15 protein-coding genes are annotated in these 14665 nt (G+C 64.4%); 6 read left to right on the top strand and 9 right to left on the bottom strand.

From position 1 onward, the window contains the following. Positions 1-2 precede the first annotated feature (2 nt). Together UP06_RS33025 and UP06_RS33020 are read right to left on the bottom strand one after the other, a co-directional pair. Positions 3-431 (bottom strand): VOC family protein, encoded by a 429-nt coding sequence (locus UP06_RS33025; RefSeq protein WP_045007888.1) that lies wholly within the window; start codon positions 429-431, stop codon positions 3-5. 131 nt (positions 432-562) lie between these two features. Next, positions 563-1075 carry a cupin domain-containing protein gene (locus tag UP06_RS33020; protein ID WP_028148584.1) on the bottom strand — a complete coding sequence of 171 codons (513 nt, stop codon included), beginning with the start codon at positions 1073-1075 and terminating at the stop codon, positions 563-565. Between the two features lie 127 nt (positions 1076-1202). On the opposite strand from UP06_RS33020, the gene UP06_RS33015 reads away from it, so the two are divergent. After that, positions 1203-1421, top strand: coding sequence for a CsbD family protein (locus UP06_RS33015; RefSeq protein ID WP_045007887.1), 219 nt, complete (start codon positions 1203-1205; stop codon positions 1419-1421). A 59-nt stretch (positions 1422-1480) separates the two neighbouring features. Here the strand turns inward: UP06_RS33015 and UP06_RS33010 are convergent, their stop codons facing one another. Next, positions 1481-1945, bottom strand: a complete 465-nt coding sequence (locus tag UP06_RS33010) for an FKBP-type peptidyl-prolyl cis-trans isomerase (protein ID WP_045007886.1) — start codon at positions 1943-1945, stop codon at positions 1481-1483. A gap of 70 nt (positions 1946-2015) precedes the next feature. Further along, positions 2016-3602 carry a gamma-glutamyltransferase gene (ggt, locus tag UP06_RS33005; RefSeq protein ID WP_045007935.1) on the bottom strand — a complete coding sequence of 529 codons (1587 nt, stop codon included), beginning with the start codon at positions 3600-3602 and terminating at the stop codon, positions 2016-2018. 184 nt (positions 3603-3786) lie between these two features. Here ggt and trhO point away from each other — a divergent pair, with 184 nt between their 5' ends. Continuing rightward, the gene (trhO, locus tag UP06_RS33000) at positions 3787-4539 is read left to right on the top strand and encodes an oxygen-dependent tRNA uridine(34) hydroxylase TrhO (RefSeq protein ID WP_045007885.1); all 753 of its coding nucleotides are present in this window, start codon (positions 3787-3789) and stop codon (positions 4537-4539) included. Next, complete coding sequence (locus UP06_RS32995; protein ID WP_045007884.1) at positions 4529-4747, top strand: SlyX family protein; 219 nt, start codon at positions 4529-4531, stop codon at positions 4745-4747. Before trhO ends, UP06_RS32995 begins: the two co-directional genes overlap by 11 nt. A gap of 6 nt (positions 4748-4753) precedes the next feature. Here UP06_RS32995 and UP06_RS32990 read toward each other — a convergent pair whose 3' ends face one another. Both UP06_RS32990 and UP06_RS32985 read right to left on the bottom strand, forming a co-directional pair. Next, entirely contained in the window at positions 4754-6658 is a 1905-nt protein-coding gene (locus UP06_RS32990; RefSeq protein ID WP_045007883.1) for a sensor domain-containing diguanylate cyclase, read from the bottom strand. A gap of 174 nt (positions 6659-6832) precedes the next feature. Further along, entirely contained in the window at positions 6833-7048 is a 216-nt protein-coding gene (locus UP06_RS32985; RefSeq protein ID WP_045007934.1) for a hypothetical protein, read from the bottom strand. Between the two features lie 109 nt (positions 7049-7157). Here UP06_RS32985 and hemE point away from each other — a divergent pair, with 109 nt between their 5' ends. Next, positions 7158-8192, top strand: a complete 1035-nt coding sequence (gene hemE / locus UP06_RS32980; protein ID WP_045007882.1) for a uroporphyrinogen decarboxylase — start codon at positions 7158-7160, stop codon at positions 8190-8192. 174 nt (positions 8193-8366) lie between these two features. Here hemE and hemC read toward each other — a convergent pair whose 3' ends face one another. The 3 genes from hemC to UP06_RS32965 form a co-directional block, all read right to left on the bottom strand. Next, a complete protein-coding gene (gene hemC, locus UP06_RS32975; protein WP_082078455.1) occupies positions 8367-9347 on the bottom strand; it encodes a hydroxymethylbilane synthase in 981 nt (326 codons plus the stop codon). A gap of 26 nt (positions 9348-9373) precedes the next feature. Then, complete coding sequence (locus tag UP06_RS32970) at positions 9374-10999, bottom strand: GMC family oxidoreductase (RefSeq protein WP_045007880.1); 1626 nt, start codon at positions 10997-10999, stop codon at positions 9374-9376. A 150-nt stretch (positions 11000-11149) separates the two neighbouring features. Then, positions 11150-11740, bottom strand: a complete 591-nt coding sequence (locus UP06_RS32965; protein WP_045007879.1) for a TetR/AcrR family transcriptional regulator — start codon at positions 11738-11740, stop codon at positions 11150-11152. Between the two features lie 100 nt (positions 11741-11840). Between UP06_RS32965 and UP06_RS32960 the strand changes: the two genes are divergently transcribed. Together UP06_RS32960 and UP06_RS32955 are read left to right on the top strand one after the other, a co-directional pair. Then, on the top strand, positions 11841-12206 hold the full coding sequence (locus UP06_RS32960) for a nuclear transport factor 2 family protein (RefSeq protein WP_045007878.1): 366 nt from the start codon (positions 11841-11843) through the stop codon (positions 12204-12206). 326 nt (positions 12207-12532) lie between these two features. Continuing rightward, complete coding sequence (locus tag UP06_RS32955) at positions 12533-14494, top strand: putative bifunctional diguanylate cyclase/phosphodiesterase (RefSeq protein ID WP_045007877.1); 1962 nt, start codon at positions 12533-12535, stop codon at positions 14492-14494. Positions 14495-14665: the final 171 nt, after the last annotated feature.

Below are 14665 nucleotides of genomic sequence, written 5' to 3'. Positions count from 1 at the left end.
AATCAGGCGTTCGCCATAGCGGGCTTCGGGGGGACCGCGGCCATGTCCAGCCAGTTCACACCCCACATATGACCATCCGGATCCTCGAAGCTGCGGCCGTACATGAAGCTGTATTCGTCCTTCGGGCTGGGATCGGCCGCCCCACCCGCAGCCTTGGCCCTGTCGACGATATCGTCGACCTCGTTGCGGCTATCGGCGGACAGGCAGAACAGAGCCTGGTTCGAGGTCTTTGCATCCGCGATCGGCTTCGGCGTGAACTGACGGAATTTGTCGTGGGTCGTCAGCATCACGTAAATGGTCTCGGAAAAGACCATGCAGCTTGCCGTGTCGTCACTGAATTGCGGATTCCTGGTCGCGCCGATCGCCTCATAAAACGCGGTCGCACGCTTGAGGTCGGTCACCGGTAGATTGAGGAAAATCATCCTGGGCATCGAAAGCTCCTTGGGCGGGGTTCTGCCCAAGGACGGATGGACAGGGGGCCATCCGACACGGCTTCCGAGAATTTTTTTGACCGAGCCTGCGTGGTTCTGCCGCACGGGAACCACGCAGGTCCTCGCTGGTCCTACTTCTTCTCGTTGGGATCGCGGTGCACCGGATCGATCCACAGCACAGTCTCCGGCTTCTCGACCGGTTCGATGTCGAGATTGATCGCGACCGCCTCGCCGTCGCTGCGGACCAGCACGCATTCCAGCACCTCGTCGCGGCTGGCGTTGATCTCCTGATGCGGCACGTAAGGCGGGACGAAAATGAAATCGCCGGGGCCGGCCTCGGCGGTGAATTGCAGGCTCTCGCCCCAGCGCATCCGCGCCTTGCCCTTCACCACATAGATCACGCTTTCGAGATGGCCATGGTGGTGCGCGCCGGTCTTGGCATCAGGCTTGATGCTCACCGTGCCCGCCCACAATTTCTGCGCGCCGACGCGCGCGAAATTGATCGCGGCCGCGCGGTCCATGCCCGCCGTCGATGGCACGTTCGTGTCGAGCTGGTTGCCGGGAATGACGCGCACGCCGTCATGTTTCCAGCGATCGTCATGATCGTGGTCATGGTGCGAATGCGTGTGGTCATGGCCGGTCATGGGACTTGCTTTCTGTTGGTTCCGTGCGCGGCAAGCTAACCAAAGCCGGCCCATCAAGCCATACCAAAATAGGAACTCTCATAGCCATCGGGCGTTGTTCTCGCGAGCAAACCGGAAGGAGAGTTTCATGGGTAGCACCAGCGACAAGATCAAGGGTAACACCAACGAGGCGATCGGCAAGGCCAAGCAGGGTATCGGCGAAGCCACCGGTTCCGATCGTCTGAAGGGCGAAGGCGCGGTCCAGGAAGTAAAGGGCAAGGGCCAGAAGGCCATGGGCGACGCCAAGGATGCCGCGAAGGACGCGATCGATCGCGCCGCTGCGGCGGCACGTCGCGCGGCTGAGTAACGCGCGCAAGACTGAAAGCGAAAAGACCGGCCGCAAGGCCGGTCTTTTTGTTTGTGCGTTTATTTCACCGCGAGCAATTCGACGTCGAACATCAGCGTCGCATTCGGCGGGATCACGCCGCCGGCACCGCGGGCGCCGTAGCCAAGCTGCGGCGGGATGATCAGCGTGCGCTTGCCGCCGACCTTCATCGAGGCAACGCCCTCGTCCCAGCCGGCGATGACGCGGCCCTTGCCGATCGGAAACTCGAACGGCTCGTTGCGGTCGACCGACGAGTCGAATTTCTTGCCCTTCTGGCCGTTCTCATAGAGCCAGCCGGTGTAGTGCATCACGCAGATCTGGCCCGCCTTTGGCGAGGCACCGGTGCCGGCGACGCTGTCGATTACTTGCAAGCCTGAAGCTGTGGTCATGGTCTTTCCTGCGGTCTGGGCAGAGGCCGTGGTGGAAACGAAGCCGGACACGCCGCCGATCATTGTGATCGCGAGTGCCGACGTGATAGCGAGAAGCGCGCGTTGGAAACGCTGCATTAGACACCTTCCGTTTGAGGCGGGAGGTGTCTAGCGCAACGAACGTATGGTTTCCAGCCCCAGCCCTCGATCAATAACCGAGCGCGCAGCCGTCCTTGCGCGGATCGGAACCGCCGGTCAGCGTGCCCTTGTCCCAGTCGATCCAGATCGCCTGGGCGCCGCCGAGCGGGCCGACCACGCTGGTGGTCTTGTGGCCGAGCTTCTTGAGACCCTCGACGATATCGGCCGGAACGCTGTCCTCGAGCTGATACTGGCCCTCGTAGTGCAGGCCGCGCGGCATATCGATCGCCTCCTGCACGTCGCAGCCATAGTCGAGGATGTTGGTGACCACGTGGGTCTGGCCGACCGGCTGATACTGGCCGCCCATCACCGCAAACGGCATGACCGAACGGCCGCCCTTGGTGAGCAGGCCCGGCATGATCGTGTGCAGCGGGCGCTTGCCGCCGGCGATGCAGTTGGGATGGCCCGGCTGGATGCGGAAGCCGCCGGCGCGGTTCTGCAACAGCACGCCGGTCTTGTTGGAGACGATCGCCGAACCGAACGAATGCGCGATCGAATTGATGAACGAGCAGACGTTGAGGTCCTTGTCCACCACCGTGATGTAGATGGTTGAAGGATTCATCGGCGGTGCGACGTTCGGCAGGTCGAGCATGCCGTCCAGGCGGATCTTGCTGATGTACTCGTCGGCAAAGCCCTTCGCGAGCATCTCGGCAACGTTGATCTTCATATGCTCGGGGTCGGCGACATGCATCTCGCGATTCATGTAGGCGATGCGCGCGGCCTCGGCTTCGAGATGGAAGCGCTCGACGCTGAGCGGCGCGAACTTCGTCAGATCGAAGCGCGACAGGATATTGAGCATCAGCAGCGCGGTAACGCCCGGGCCATTCGGCGGGCACTGCCAGACGTCGTAACCCTTGTACGTGGTACCGATCGGCGTCGTCGTCTCGGTGGTGTGCGCGGCGAAATCGTCGATTGTGTGCAGGCCGCCAATTCCGCGCAGGGTCTCGACCATGTCTTCCGCGATCGGACCCTTGTAGAAGGCGTCGCGGCCGTCCTTGGCGATCGCGCGCAGCGTCTTGCCGAGCTCGGCCTGGCGGATGACGTCGCCGGCGACCGGCGGCTTGCCGCCCGGCAGCAGGTAACGCACGGTGTTGGTGCCACCCTTCAGCTTCTCGAACTGGTTCTTCCAGTCGAAGGCGATGCGGGGCGCGACGACATAGCCTTCCTCGGCCGCCTTGATCGCGGGCTGGAGCAGCCGGTCGAAGCCGAACTTGCCGTGATCGCGCAGCACGGTCGCAAAGGCGTCGATCACGCCAGGGATCGAGACCGCATGCGCCGAGGTCAGCGGCACGGACGTCATCTTGCGCTCGAGATACCAGTCCGCGTTCGCCGCCTTCGGCGCCCGGCCGGAGCCGTTATAGGCGATGATCTTGCCCTCGCCGCGCGGCTGGATCAGCGCAAAACAGTCGCCGCCGATGCCGGTCGATTGCGGCTCGATCACGCCGAGCACCGCCGAGCCCGCCACCGCCGCGTCCACCGCCGTGCCGCCCTCGCGCAGCACCTCGATCGCGGCGAGGGACGCCTGCGGATGCGAGGTCGCGACCATCGCGTTGGTGGCGTGGACCGTGGACCTGCCGGGAAAGTGGAAATTTCTCATCGAATTCTTGCTCTCTTGGGGCCGTTGGCGCGCGCCGCGCCATCTCGGAAAAACCGAGCCTTCATGGCACATTCCGGGCCGCCCGGGCAATGCTGGCATACCAGGGAAATGGCTGCCATCCGCTGGGCGTATAGACCCCGCCACGCGGGTTTTCTGGGCGGCGGCCGCCTGCTAAACGGGCCTCATGATCACCAAGGTCTGCGCCTTCTACCAATTCGCCGCCCTGCCCGATTACCGCGAGCTGCGCGAGCCGCTGCGCGCGTTCTGTGCCGGCCTTTCGCTGAAGGGCAGCGTGCTGCTGGCGAATGAGGGCATCAACGGCACGATCGCGGGCGCGCCCGACGCGATCGACGCATTCGCCCATGAACTCGCGCACGGCGACCTGTTTAGCGGCAGGCTTAACAATCTCGAATTGAAGCTCTCGACCTCCGAGGCGATGCCGTTCGGCCGACTCAAGGTGCGGCTGAAGAAGGAGATCGTCACGCTTGGCGATGCGGCCGCCGATCCGACCCGACAGGTCGGTACTTACATTGAGGCCGCCGAGTGGAACGCGCTGATCTCGGCGCCCGACACGCTGGTGCTCGACACCCGCAACGCCTTCGAGGTCGCCATGGGCACGTTCGAGGGCGCGGTCGACCCTGAGATCAAGAGCTTTGGCCAATTCAAGGACTTTGCAGCACAACAGCTCGATCCAACGAAACACCGCAAGATCGCGATGTTCTGCACCGGTGGGATCCGCTGCGAGAAGGCGAGCGCGCATCTGCTCGCGCGCGGCTTTGCCGAGGTCTATCACCTCAAGGGCGGCATCCTCCGATATCTGGAAGAAGTACCGGAGGCGCAGAGCCGCTGGCGCGGCGAATGTTTTGTGTTCGACGAGCGCGTCGCTCTCGGCCATGGTTTGCAAGAACGGGACAAGGGACACGGCCGTGACGAATGAGATCAACGCGCTGAGCGAACGCATCGACGCGCTGGAGACGCGCCTGGCCTATCAGGACGACACCATCGAGACCCTGAACAAGACCATCACCGCGCAATGGAAGCAGATCGACGCGCTGACGCGGCAGCTCGCACAACTCGGCGAACGGTTGCAGGAGGCCGAGGCGAACGCGCCGGGTCCCGCCAACGAGCGCCCACCGCATTATTGAGCGGGATTACTGACCAGACGCTCTGGCCAGCAGGTTCATGACCTCGCCCGACATCATCAGGCGGTCGCGGCCAGCGTCCTTGGCAGCGTAAAGCGCGCGGTCGGCCGCCTCCACCAGCGATCCCGCCCCCGCCGTGCGCTCGAACGACGGCCGGCAGGCCGCGCCGCCGACCGAGACAGTCACGCATCCCGCTGTCGGATTGGAGGCATGAACGAGGCCGGCATCGTGAACGGCGCTGCGGATCCGCTCGCCGATCCGGGCGCAGCCGGCGGCATCGGTGTTCGGCAGCAGCATGGCGAATTCCTCGCCGCCATAGCGGGCCGCGAGATCGCCGACCCGCTGCATCTCTGCGGCGATGATCCTCGCAACCACGCGCAAGCAGGCGTCGCCCGCGGGATGGCCGTATTCGTCGTTGTAGGACTTGAAGTGGTCGACGTCGATCATCAAGAGGCCAAGGCTGGAGCGGTCGCGATAGGCGCGCGCCCATTCCTCGTTCAGCCGCTCGTCGAAGCGGCGCCGGTTGGCAAGCCCGGTGAGGCTGTCCTCGATCGCGAGCGTCTCGAGCCTGCTCTCCAGCTGCTTCTGCTCGGTGATATCGCGCGAAATCGCGACCACGCCGTCGACATGGCCGTTGTCTTTGCGCGTCACCCGCATGGTCGATTCCAGCCAGACCTCGGATTTCTGCCGGTGCACATTGCGGTAGGTGACGCGCGCTTCGTCCTTCTCGCCGCGCTTCATGGCGTCGATGATGGCCTGGACCTGCGGCAGATCGTCCGGGTGGATGCCCGCGAGCGCAAGCGTGCCGATCAGCTGATTGGCGCGCCAGCCGATGACGCGGTTCGACGACGGCGAGACGTAACGCAGGCGCTCGTCGATCCCGATGCGGGTGACCATATCGCTGGAGCCTTCCGCGAGCAGGCGGAAATGCGCCTCCTTCTCGACCAGAGCGGCGGCCATGCTCTGGCCACGCTGCAACTGCCGCACCAGCACCGCGCCGATCACCGCGATCAGCATCACCAGCGCGAGCACGTAGAGCATGCGGGAGATCGCAGCGGCACGCCACGGCGCGAGCAGCTCCTCCTTGTCGACGGTGGCGAGCAGGACGAGCGGATAACGGCCAGAGCGCTTGAAGAAGCTGACGCGCTCGGCGCCGTCCAGCGGCGACTTGAAATGATAGGCGCCATTCGGCCGTTGCAGGCTGGCATCACGGAACAGCGGGGTGTCGCCGACATTGCGGCCGACGAACTTCTCGTTGTTCGGGTTGCGCGCGATGATCATGCCGTCGCCGTACATCAGCGTCACGGAGCTGTTGCGGCCGATCTCGAACTGCTCGTAGAAATGCGACAGATATCTGGAGCTGATGGCCGCGAGCACCACGCCGCCAAAGCTGCCGTCCGGCTTGTTGAAGCGGCGCGACAGGGTGACGACCCATTCGCCGTCCAGCAGGCTCTTCACGGGATGGCCGATATAGGCCTCGCGCTTGGGCGAGAGCTGGTGGTGACGGAAGAACGCGTCGTCGCTGAGCGTCGAGGCGATCGTGCCGGGCGAAGTCAGCCAGTTGCCCTGGTCGTCGATGATGGCGAGGCTATGGACGCGATCCATCGCCTTCTTGCGCGCCTCCAGAAGGTTGCGCAGCTTCGCAATCGTGGCGGGATCGGCGCCGTCCATCTCCAGCCGGCTGACGACGCCGACAACACCGGAATCCAGCAGATCGAGACTGTCCTCGGCATGCTGCGTCAGCGAGCGGGCGACGTTCGCCATCTCCGTCTCGGCGCCTTTCAGCACCGCGTCGCGTGCCGCCCATTCACGCCAGCCACTGACGCTGAGAATCGCCACGCAGGTGAGCACGACAAACGCCGCCGCACGCAGCGGCAGTCGGCTCCATCCGGCTCTCTGTGAGGCGACGTTCATGCGGCAGAAATCTCCGATCGTCGGAACTTCTGCCGCTTCTGTTATTGAACCCTGAAACGCTTGCTGACATTCGGAAGCATATCCGGGTTTTCCCGTACTCCTACGGACTCAAGCGTCCGCAGATCGCTAACAATGCGTTATCGATCCTATCGGAAACCGGCGAGCGAGCGCGCCTTAGCTGAAGATCGCCTTAACCTTGTCCCATAGCGACGGGCTGTCCGCCTCCGCGTCGGCCTTCGAGGGCGTCGGCTGGGCAGCACTGACGGGATCGGACGCGGGGAAACTGTCCTCCAGCCCGGCGTCGAGCTTGGCATGGCGGTCGGCGGCGAGCGCCTTGCCCAGATCGTCGGCGTGCTTGTCGTGCGGCGCGGGATTGAATGTCTCAGCCATGGATTCCTCCTCCGTGAGCTGATCAACGCTTCGCATTTGCGCTGGTTCCCCTGTTCCGCTCGGGCTTGCGGCAGTGTATCAGGAACCTCAATCTACATCAGGACAGTTCGTGCCCCAGTCTGCGACCAAACCCTTCATCGAAGTGCTCTCCGGCCAGCGGCAGGCAATCCCGCCGGTGTGGATGATGCGGCAGGCCGGCCGCTATCTGCCGGAATATCGCGAGGTGCGGGCCAAGGCCGGCGGCTTCCTCGATCTCTGCTTCAATCCGGAGCTTGCCGCCGAAGTGACGCTGCAACCGATCCGCAGGTTCGGCTTCGATGCCGCGATCATCTTCTCGGACATTCTCGTGATCCCCTATGCGCTCGGCCGCTCCGTGCGCTTCGAGGTCGGCGAGGGCCCTCGGCTCGAGCCGCTCGATGATCCCGGCAAGGTCGCGACGCTCGCCCCCTACGCCGATTTCGGCAAGCTCGCGCCGGTGTTCGAGGCGTTGCGCATCGTGCGCGGCGCGCTCGATCCAAAGATTGCGCTGATCGGCTTCTGCGGCGCGCCGTGGACGGTCGCGACCTACATGGTCGCGGGCCAGGGCACGCCGGACCAGGGGCCGGCGCGGATGATGGCCTATCGGCATCCGGACGCGTTTACAAAGATCATCGACGTGCTGGTCGAGAGCTCGATCAATTATCTGCTCATGCAGCTTGCCGCCGGCGCCGACGTCTTGCAGATCTTCGACACCTGGGCCGGCGTGTTGCCGCCGGCCGAATTCGCGCGCTGGTCGGTCGAGCCGACGCGCCGCATCGTCGAAGGCGTGCGCGCCAAGGTGCCGGACGCGAAGATCATTGGCTTCCCGCGCGGCGCCGGCGCGCAGCTGCCGGGCTATGTCGAGGGCACTGGCGTCAACGCCGTCAGCATCGACTGGACCGCCGAGCCCGCCTTCATCCGCGAGCGCGTGCAGTCACGCGTCGCCGTGCAGGGCAATCTCGATCCGCTCGTGCTGATCACCGGTGGCGCAGCACTCGACCGTGCGGTCGACAATGTGCTGACGAACTTTGCGCAAGGGCGCTTCATCTTCAATCTCGGTCACGGCATCCAGCCGGAGACGCCGATCGCCCATGTCGAGCAGATGCTGAAGCGCGTGCGGAGATGATTTGTCTCGCCTAGGGGCGCGAAATAAAAACGCGAAAACAACCCCATGCACAGTAGAAATCATTGAAGGATTCCGTCTGGCATGGCTTCAAGTCACGCAGCAACGAGGTTTGACCCGTCGGGCAAAACAGGCGCATGATGCCATCATCGCACCGATGCCCGCCGTGCTGCTGACTTAGCGCGGCCGGCTGCGCTCGATGATCTCGGCGGCGCCCTTCGTCAGCAGATCGAGTCCCACCGCACGGCCGAGTTCGCGCGGGCGGTTCGCAGGGCCGGCGTGTGAAACCTCGATGATGGTGTTGCCGGAGAGGTCGAGCACGGATGCGGTGAGCGACATCTGATCCCCAGTGATGGTCGAAAGGCCCGCGATCGGCGAGTTGCAGTGGCCGTTGAGCACCCACAGCACCTCGCGCTCGGCATCGGCACAGGCATGCGCCGTGGGATCATCGATCGACGCGAGGATCTGCCGGGTCTGCCAGTCCTGCGCGGCGCATTCCACTGCGACGATGCCCTGCCCGGCCGCGGGCAGCATCTCCGCCGCGGAGAATTCGTAGGCGATGCGGTTCGCAAGACCAACGCGGTCGAGACCCGAGCGCGCCATGATCAGCGCATCCGCAGGCCCGACAGCGCCGCCCTCCGGCAGGCGCTGCTTCTCGCCATTGTCGAGCTTTCGCACGCGCGTATCGGCGGCGCCGCGAAAGTGAATAACCTCGATCTCCGGAAACAACCGCCGCACATAGGCGGCGCGGCGCACGGCGTTGGTGCCAACTTTAAAACCCTTGCCGCGCGACTGCCGCAGCGCCTCCAGCGTGACGCCGTCGCGCAGCACCAGTGCATCGCTCGCGGGATCGCGCGACAGTGTGGCACCAATGACGAGGCCCGGCGTGTCCTCGTTGCCGGGCATGTCCTTCAGCGAATGCATCGCCGCCTGCAACTCGCCGGACAGCACGGCGGCGCGGATCTGCGCCACGAAGGCACCGCCCTTGCCGCCATGCGGCAGGAGCTTGCTGGTCTGGTCGAGATCGCCTGACGTGTCGAACTTGACGATCTCGACCTCGATCTCGGGCACGGCGGCGGTCAGGCGGCGCGCGATCTCTTCCGTCTGTGCCAGCGCCATCGCGCTCTTGCGTGTGCCGATCCGAAGTCGAATAGCCAAGCTTTTATCCTCTCGAGATGCGCGGGTTACCGCGCATCCTCCAATATCATATCGGACGCCTTTTCGGCGATCATGATGATCGGCGCATTGGTGTTGCCCGAGACCAGATCCGGCATGATCGAGCCATCGACCACCCGAAGGCCTTCGAGCCCCCTCACCTTCAGCCGCTGGTCGACCACCGCGAGTGCGTCATTGCCCATACGGCAGGTCGAGGTCGGATGATAGATGGTGCTGCCGCGTTCGCGGCAGTAATCCAGCAGCTCGGCATCCGTGGATACCTTCGCCCCGGGATCGTATTCGTCGACCACGAACGGCTTCATCGCCGGCGCGTTCAGGATCTTGCGCAAGATCTTCAGACCTTCGACATTGGTGGTGCGGTCGGTCTCGGTCGACATGTAGTTGATGCGGATCTCCGGTGGCACCGTCGGGTCCGCGCTCTTGATGCGCAAGCTGCCGCGGCTTTCAGGGCGAAGCTGGCACACCGATGCGGTGAAGCCGGAGAAATCATGCAGCTTCTCGCCCATCTTGTTGGTCGAGAACGGCAGGAAGTGCACCTGGATGTCGGGCGAGGCCAGCCGCGGACTGGTCTTGAAGAACGCCCCCGCCGTGCCGGCGGCGATCGTCAGCCAACCCTTCCGGAACAGCGCATAGCGCGCGCCGGCGAGCGTGCGGCGGATCGGATTGTTGACGGTGTCGTTGAGGGTGACCTTCTGCGCGCAGCGCATCACGACGCGGACCTGCATGTGATCCTGGAGATCGTGGCCGACGCCTTTCGCATCCAGCACGACATCAATGCCGTGCCGGCGCAGGAGATCGGCGGGACCGACGCCGGAGAGCTGAAGCAGCTGCGGCGAGTTGTAGGCGCCGCTCGACAGAACGATCTCCTTGCGCGCCCGTGCGCGGCGCAGCGTAGCGCCTTGACGGTATTCGACCCCGACGGCGCGGCGGCCCTCGAACAGCACGCGCTGGCCGAGCGCTGATGTTTCGATCTTGAGATTGACGCGAGTCTTCGCGAGGCCGAGATAGGCCACCGCCGTCGAGGCACGACGGCCGTTGCGCGTGGTGGTCTGAAACAGGCCGACGCCTTCCTGCGTGGCGCCGTTGAAATCGGGATTGTAGGGCAAGCCGTTCGCGACCGCGGCGTCGATGAAGGCTTTCGACAGCGGATCGGTCATGACCATGTTGGAGACCGGCAGCGGACCGCCAGTGCCGTGATATTGATCGGCGCCGCGCGTCTGGTTCTCGGCCTTCTTGAAATAGGGCAGCACATCGTCATAGCCCCAGCCGGTATTGCCGTGCTGACGCCAGCGATCGTAATCCTCATGCTGGCCGCGGACATAGAGCAGGCCGTTGATCGAGCTCGATCCGCCCAACGTTTTTCCACGCGGCTGAAACACCTGGCGGCCCTTCAGCTCGGGCTCCGGCTCGGTCTGGTACATCCAGTTGACGGTCTTCTCCTTGAAGAGCTTGCCGTAGCCGAGCGGCACGTGGATCCAGATGTTGGAATCCTTCGGGCCGGCTTCGAGCAGCAATACCGAATGTTTGCCGTTCGCCGACAGGCGGTTGGCGAGCACGCAGCCGGCGGAGCCGGCGCCGACGATGATGTAGTCGAATTCAGGATCTGACGGTGCGAGGGAGGAATTTGCGTTCATGCGCTACTGTTCTTCTTGTTGGTGTGGCGTTTCCGTTTCGTCACTAGAGCACCGTTCCGATAAAATCGGAACAGCGCTCTAGATTCTTGTTTTGACGCGTTTTCTTTACGCGAACCGGTACCCACTTCGCTCGAAAACGCTTTTGTACAATCATGCCCGCAGACGCAGCGCCTCGACCAGCGACTTGAACGCACGGGCATATTCCGCGCCCGCCCTTGCGATATCCGCGCGTCCGGCGCAGGCGACCGCGGCCTCCGTCACCGCGCCAAGCAGAAGGCGCGCCAGCGGCTCGACCGGCTGCTTTGCGATCAGGCCGGCTTCCATCGCCGCCGAAAGCGCGCGCGGCAGCTTGCCGCCAAAGTGCTGCGCGTCGATCTCGCGCCAACGCTCCCAGCCGAGCACGGCCGGGCCGTCGCGCAGGATGATCTGGCCGGTCGGGCCTTTTGCGGTGGCAGCAAAATAATGCTGGGTGCCGGCGACCATGGCGGCGAGCACGTCCTTCTCGGCACGCGCGGCGCTGTCGATCTCCGCGACAAGATCGCGCGAGACGGAATCGAACACGGCTTCGAACACGGCTTCCTTGGTCTTGAAATGGTGATAGACCGCGCCCTTGGCGACGCCGGCCGCTTCCGCGATCTCGTCCATGGTGGTGGCGGCAAAGCCTTGCGTCCCGAACAGGCGACGCGCCGCCGTCAGGATCGCCTCCGATGTCGCAGCCCGCCGCTCCGCCTGTTTTGCCATGGTTATCGTCTAATCGAATTCAGTGCAGGCGGCCAGTTGACTTTTCGACCAACGGTCGGTATTTACCGACTATCAGTCGGTTTTAATCGTGAGGTGCGCCATGCCGAGCCGTGACATCGTCGAAGCTTTTGCGAAGCGGCTGGAGGATGGGGATTTCATCGGCGCGATAGAACAATTCTATACGCCCGATGCAGCCACGTATGAGAACAACGCCGCCCCGACGGTCGGCCGCGACAAGCTCGTCGCCAAGGAGCGCGGCGTGCTCGCGGCCTCCAAGGAGGTCAAGGCCGTGCGCGTGGGGCCAAGCATGATCGAGGGCGACCATGTCGCGACGCGCTGGAGCTTCAGCTTCACCAACGCGGAAGGGGTTATCCGAACGTTGGATGAGATCGCGTGGCAGACGTGGCGGGGCGATAAGCTGATCGAGGAGCGGTTCTATTACGATCCGAAGCAATTGGGGCGGTGATGCCTGGGGCACTGCTGTCATCGCCCGGCTCGACCGGGCGATCCAGTACTCCGAGACAGGTGTGATTGATCCGATAAGCCGCGGCGTACTGGATGCCCCGCCTTCGCGGGGCATGACAGCGGAGGTGGTGGCGAACATCCCGCTGCCGTTACAGCAGTAACGCGGGACACCGCATTTGTATCGATTTGTTATCGATACGGCGGCTTGGACACGCAGAAGTGGTCACAGCGACGCTCGCCTGCTGGGATAATTCATAGTTCGTCAAAGGTTTGCGGCGAATTCTCCGGACCGAGCCGGACGAACGGCCCATGCTTGCAGGCCCTGGAATGCGGACTCAACTGACCAGCTATTTCGCACGGCTGTTCGCCGGCGATCTGTCGGCGTTCGGCGGTCCCGCAACCGACGAAGCGGTCGCCGGCCATATCCGCGCCGAGCAGATGTCGCTGGTGCTCGGCTATTCCGTCGGCATCATGCTGGCCAATGCCTGCAACGCCGCCGTGCTTGCTGTCGCGCTGTGGCATTCGCCTGACTGGAAGCTCGCCCTCTCGTGGGCGGAGGTCGTCGCCGGCGCAGCGATCGTGTTCGGCCTGCAATCGCATGCCTCGCGGCGCATCACCAAACCGCAATTTGTCTCGCGTCGCGCCATCCACCGGCTGGTGCGCAACGCCTTCGTGCTCGGTGCGGCCTGGGGCATCGTGCCGGTCGCCTTCTTTGCGAACGCCGCCACCGGCGGCCAACTCGTCATCACCTGCCTCTGCTCCGGCATGCTGGCCGGCGGCGCGCTGGCCTTTGCCACGGTCCCGATCGCGGCCATCGCGTTCACGACCCCCATCTTCATCGGCATCGCGATCTGCCTCAGCCGGGACGGCGATCCCGCCTATGTGCTGGTGGCCATCCTGGTGCTGGTCTACGGCAGCGTGCTGCTGCGCGCCGTGTTCGTCAATTCCTTCGCCTTCGCGCGGCGCGTGATGCGGCAGATCGAGGCGGAGCGCACGGTGCGGCAAGACCCGCTGACCCAACTGCCCAACCGCTTCGCCTTCAACGAGACGCTCGATGCAGCCCTGAAGCGGCTCGCTCTCTCCGGCGAAGAGTTTGCGGTGCTACTGCTCGACCTCGATCGCTTCAAGGAGGTCAACGACAAGTTCGGCCATCCCGCCGGCGACGAATTTCTGGTCCAGGTCGCAAGCCGGCTGCAACGCTGCACCCGCGCGGCCGAGCATGTCGCGCGCATCGGCGGCGACGAGTTCGCGCTGGTGATGGCCAATCTGGCGCGGCCAGAGGATGCGCTTGATATCGCCGAGCGTTTTGTTGCGGCTTTTGCCGAACCGTTCCTGATCGCGGGCTGCGAGATCGTTGGCGCCACCAGCGTCGGCATCGTGCTGGCGCCGCGCGACGGCAACACGCCACTCGACATCATGAAGAACGCCGACGCCGCGCTCTATCGCGCCAAGAAGGCCGGCCCCGGCACGGTCTGCTTCTTCGAGGAAGCCGACGACAAGGCCTCGCGCGACCGCAAGGCGCTGCAAGCGGACCTGGAAGGCGCCATCGCGCGCGACGAGTTTTTTCTGGTGTTCCAGCCGTTCCTCGATCTCGACGACAACCGCATCACCGGCTTCGAGGCGCTGCTGCGCTGGCAGCATCCCTCACGCGGACTGGTGCCGCCGAGCGAGTTCATTCCGATCGCCGAAGAGACCGGGCTGATCCACGAGATCGGCGAATGGGTCATACGTCGCGCCTGCGCCACGCTTGCGGACTGGCCCGAAGAGATCCGCGTCGCCGTGAATTTCTCCGCGGCACAATTTCACAACGCCGGCATCCTCCAGACCATCGTGCAGGCGCTGGCCGACGCCAAGGTCGCTCCACACCGGCTCGAGATCGAGATCACGGAATCGATGCTGCTGTCGAAATACGGCTCGGCCGCGTCGATCCTGAATGCGCTCCTGGAGCTCGGCGCCACGGTGGCGCTCGACGATTTCGGCACCGGCTTCTCGTCGCTGACGTATTTGCGCAAGCTGCCGTTCAGCCGCATCAAGATCGACCAATCCTTCATCCGCGACATGCTGGTGCAGCCGGACTGCGCCGCGATCGTGAAGTCGGTGATTTCGCTCGCACGCGACCTGCGCATCGGCGTGGTCGCGGAAGGCGTCGAGACTGCCGACCAGCTCGAATATCTGCGCGAGACCCAGTGCGATGAGGTTCAGGGTTATCTGATCAGCCGGCCGGTATCGGCCGAGCAGGTTCTGGCGCTGCTTGATACGAAGAAGTTTCGGGCGACCTACGCGGCGTAGGTCGCGTCAGATCGGAGCCAAGTGCCGACCACGAGGGAGGTGAGCCCCCTCTCCCGCTTGCGGGAGAGGGTCGGGGAGAGGGTGTCTCCACAGAGGGATTCCCCAAGAGGAGAGAACCCTCACCCGGCGCTTCGCGCCGACCTCTCCCGCAAGCGGGAGAGGTGGAGCCCG

The sequence above is a fragment of the Bradyrhizobium sp. LTSP857 genome, assembly GCF_000938285.1.
Lineage (GTDB): Bacteria > Pseudomonadota > Alphaproteobacteria > Rhizobiales > Xanthobacteraceae > Bradyrhizobium.
The sequence above is the reverse complement of the archived record's forward strand: the minus strand, read 5'-3'. Positions and strand labels throughout refer to the sequence as shown.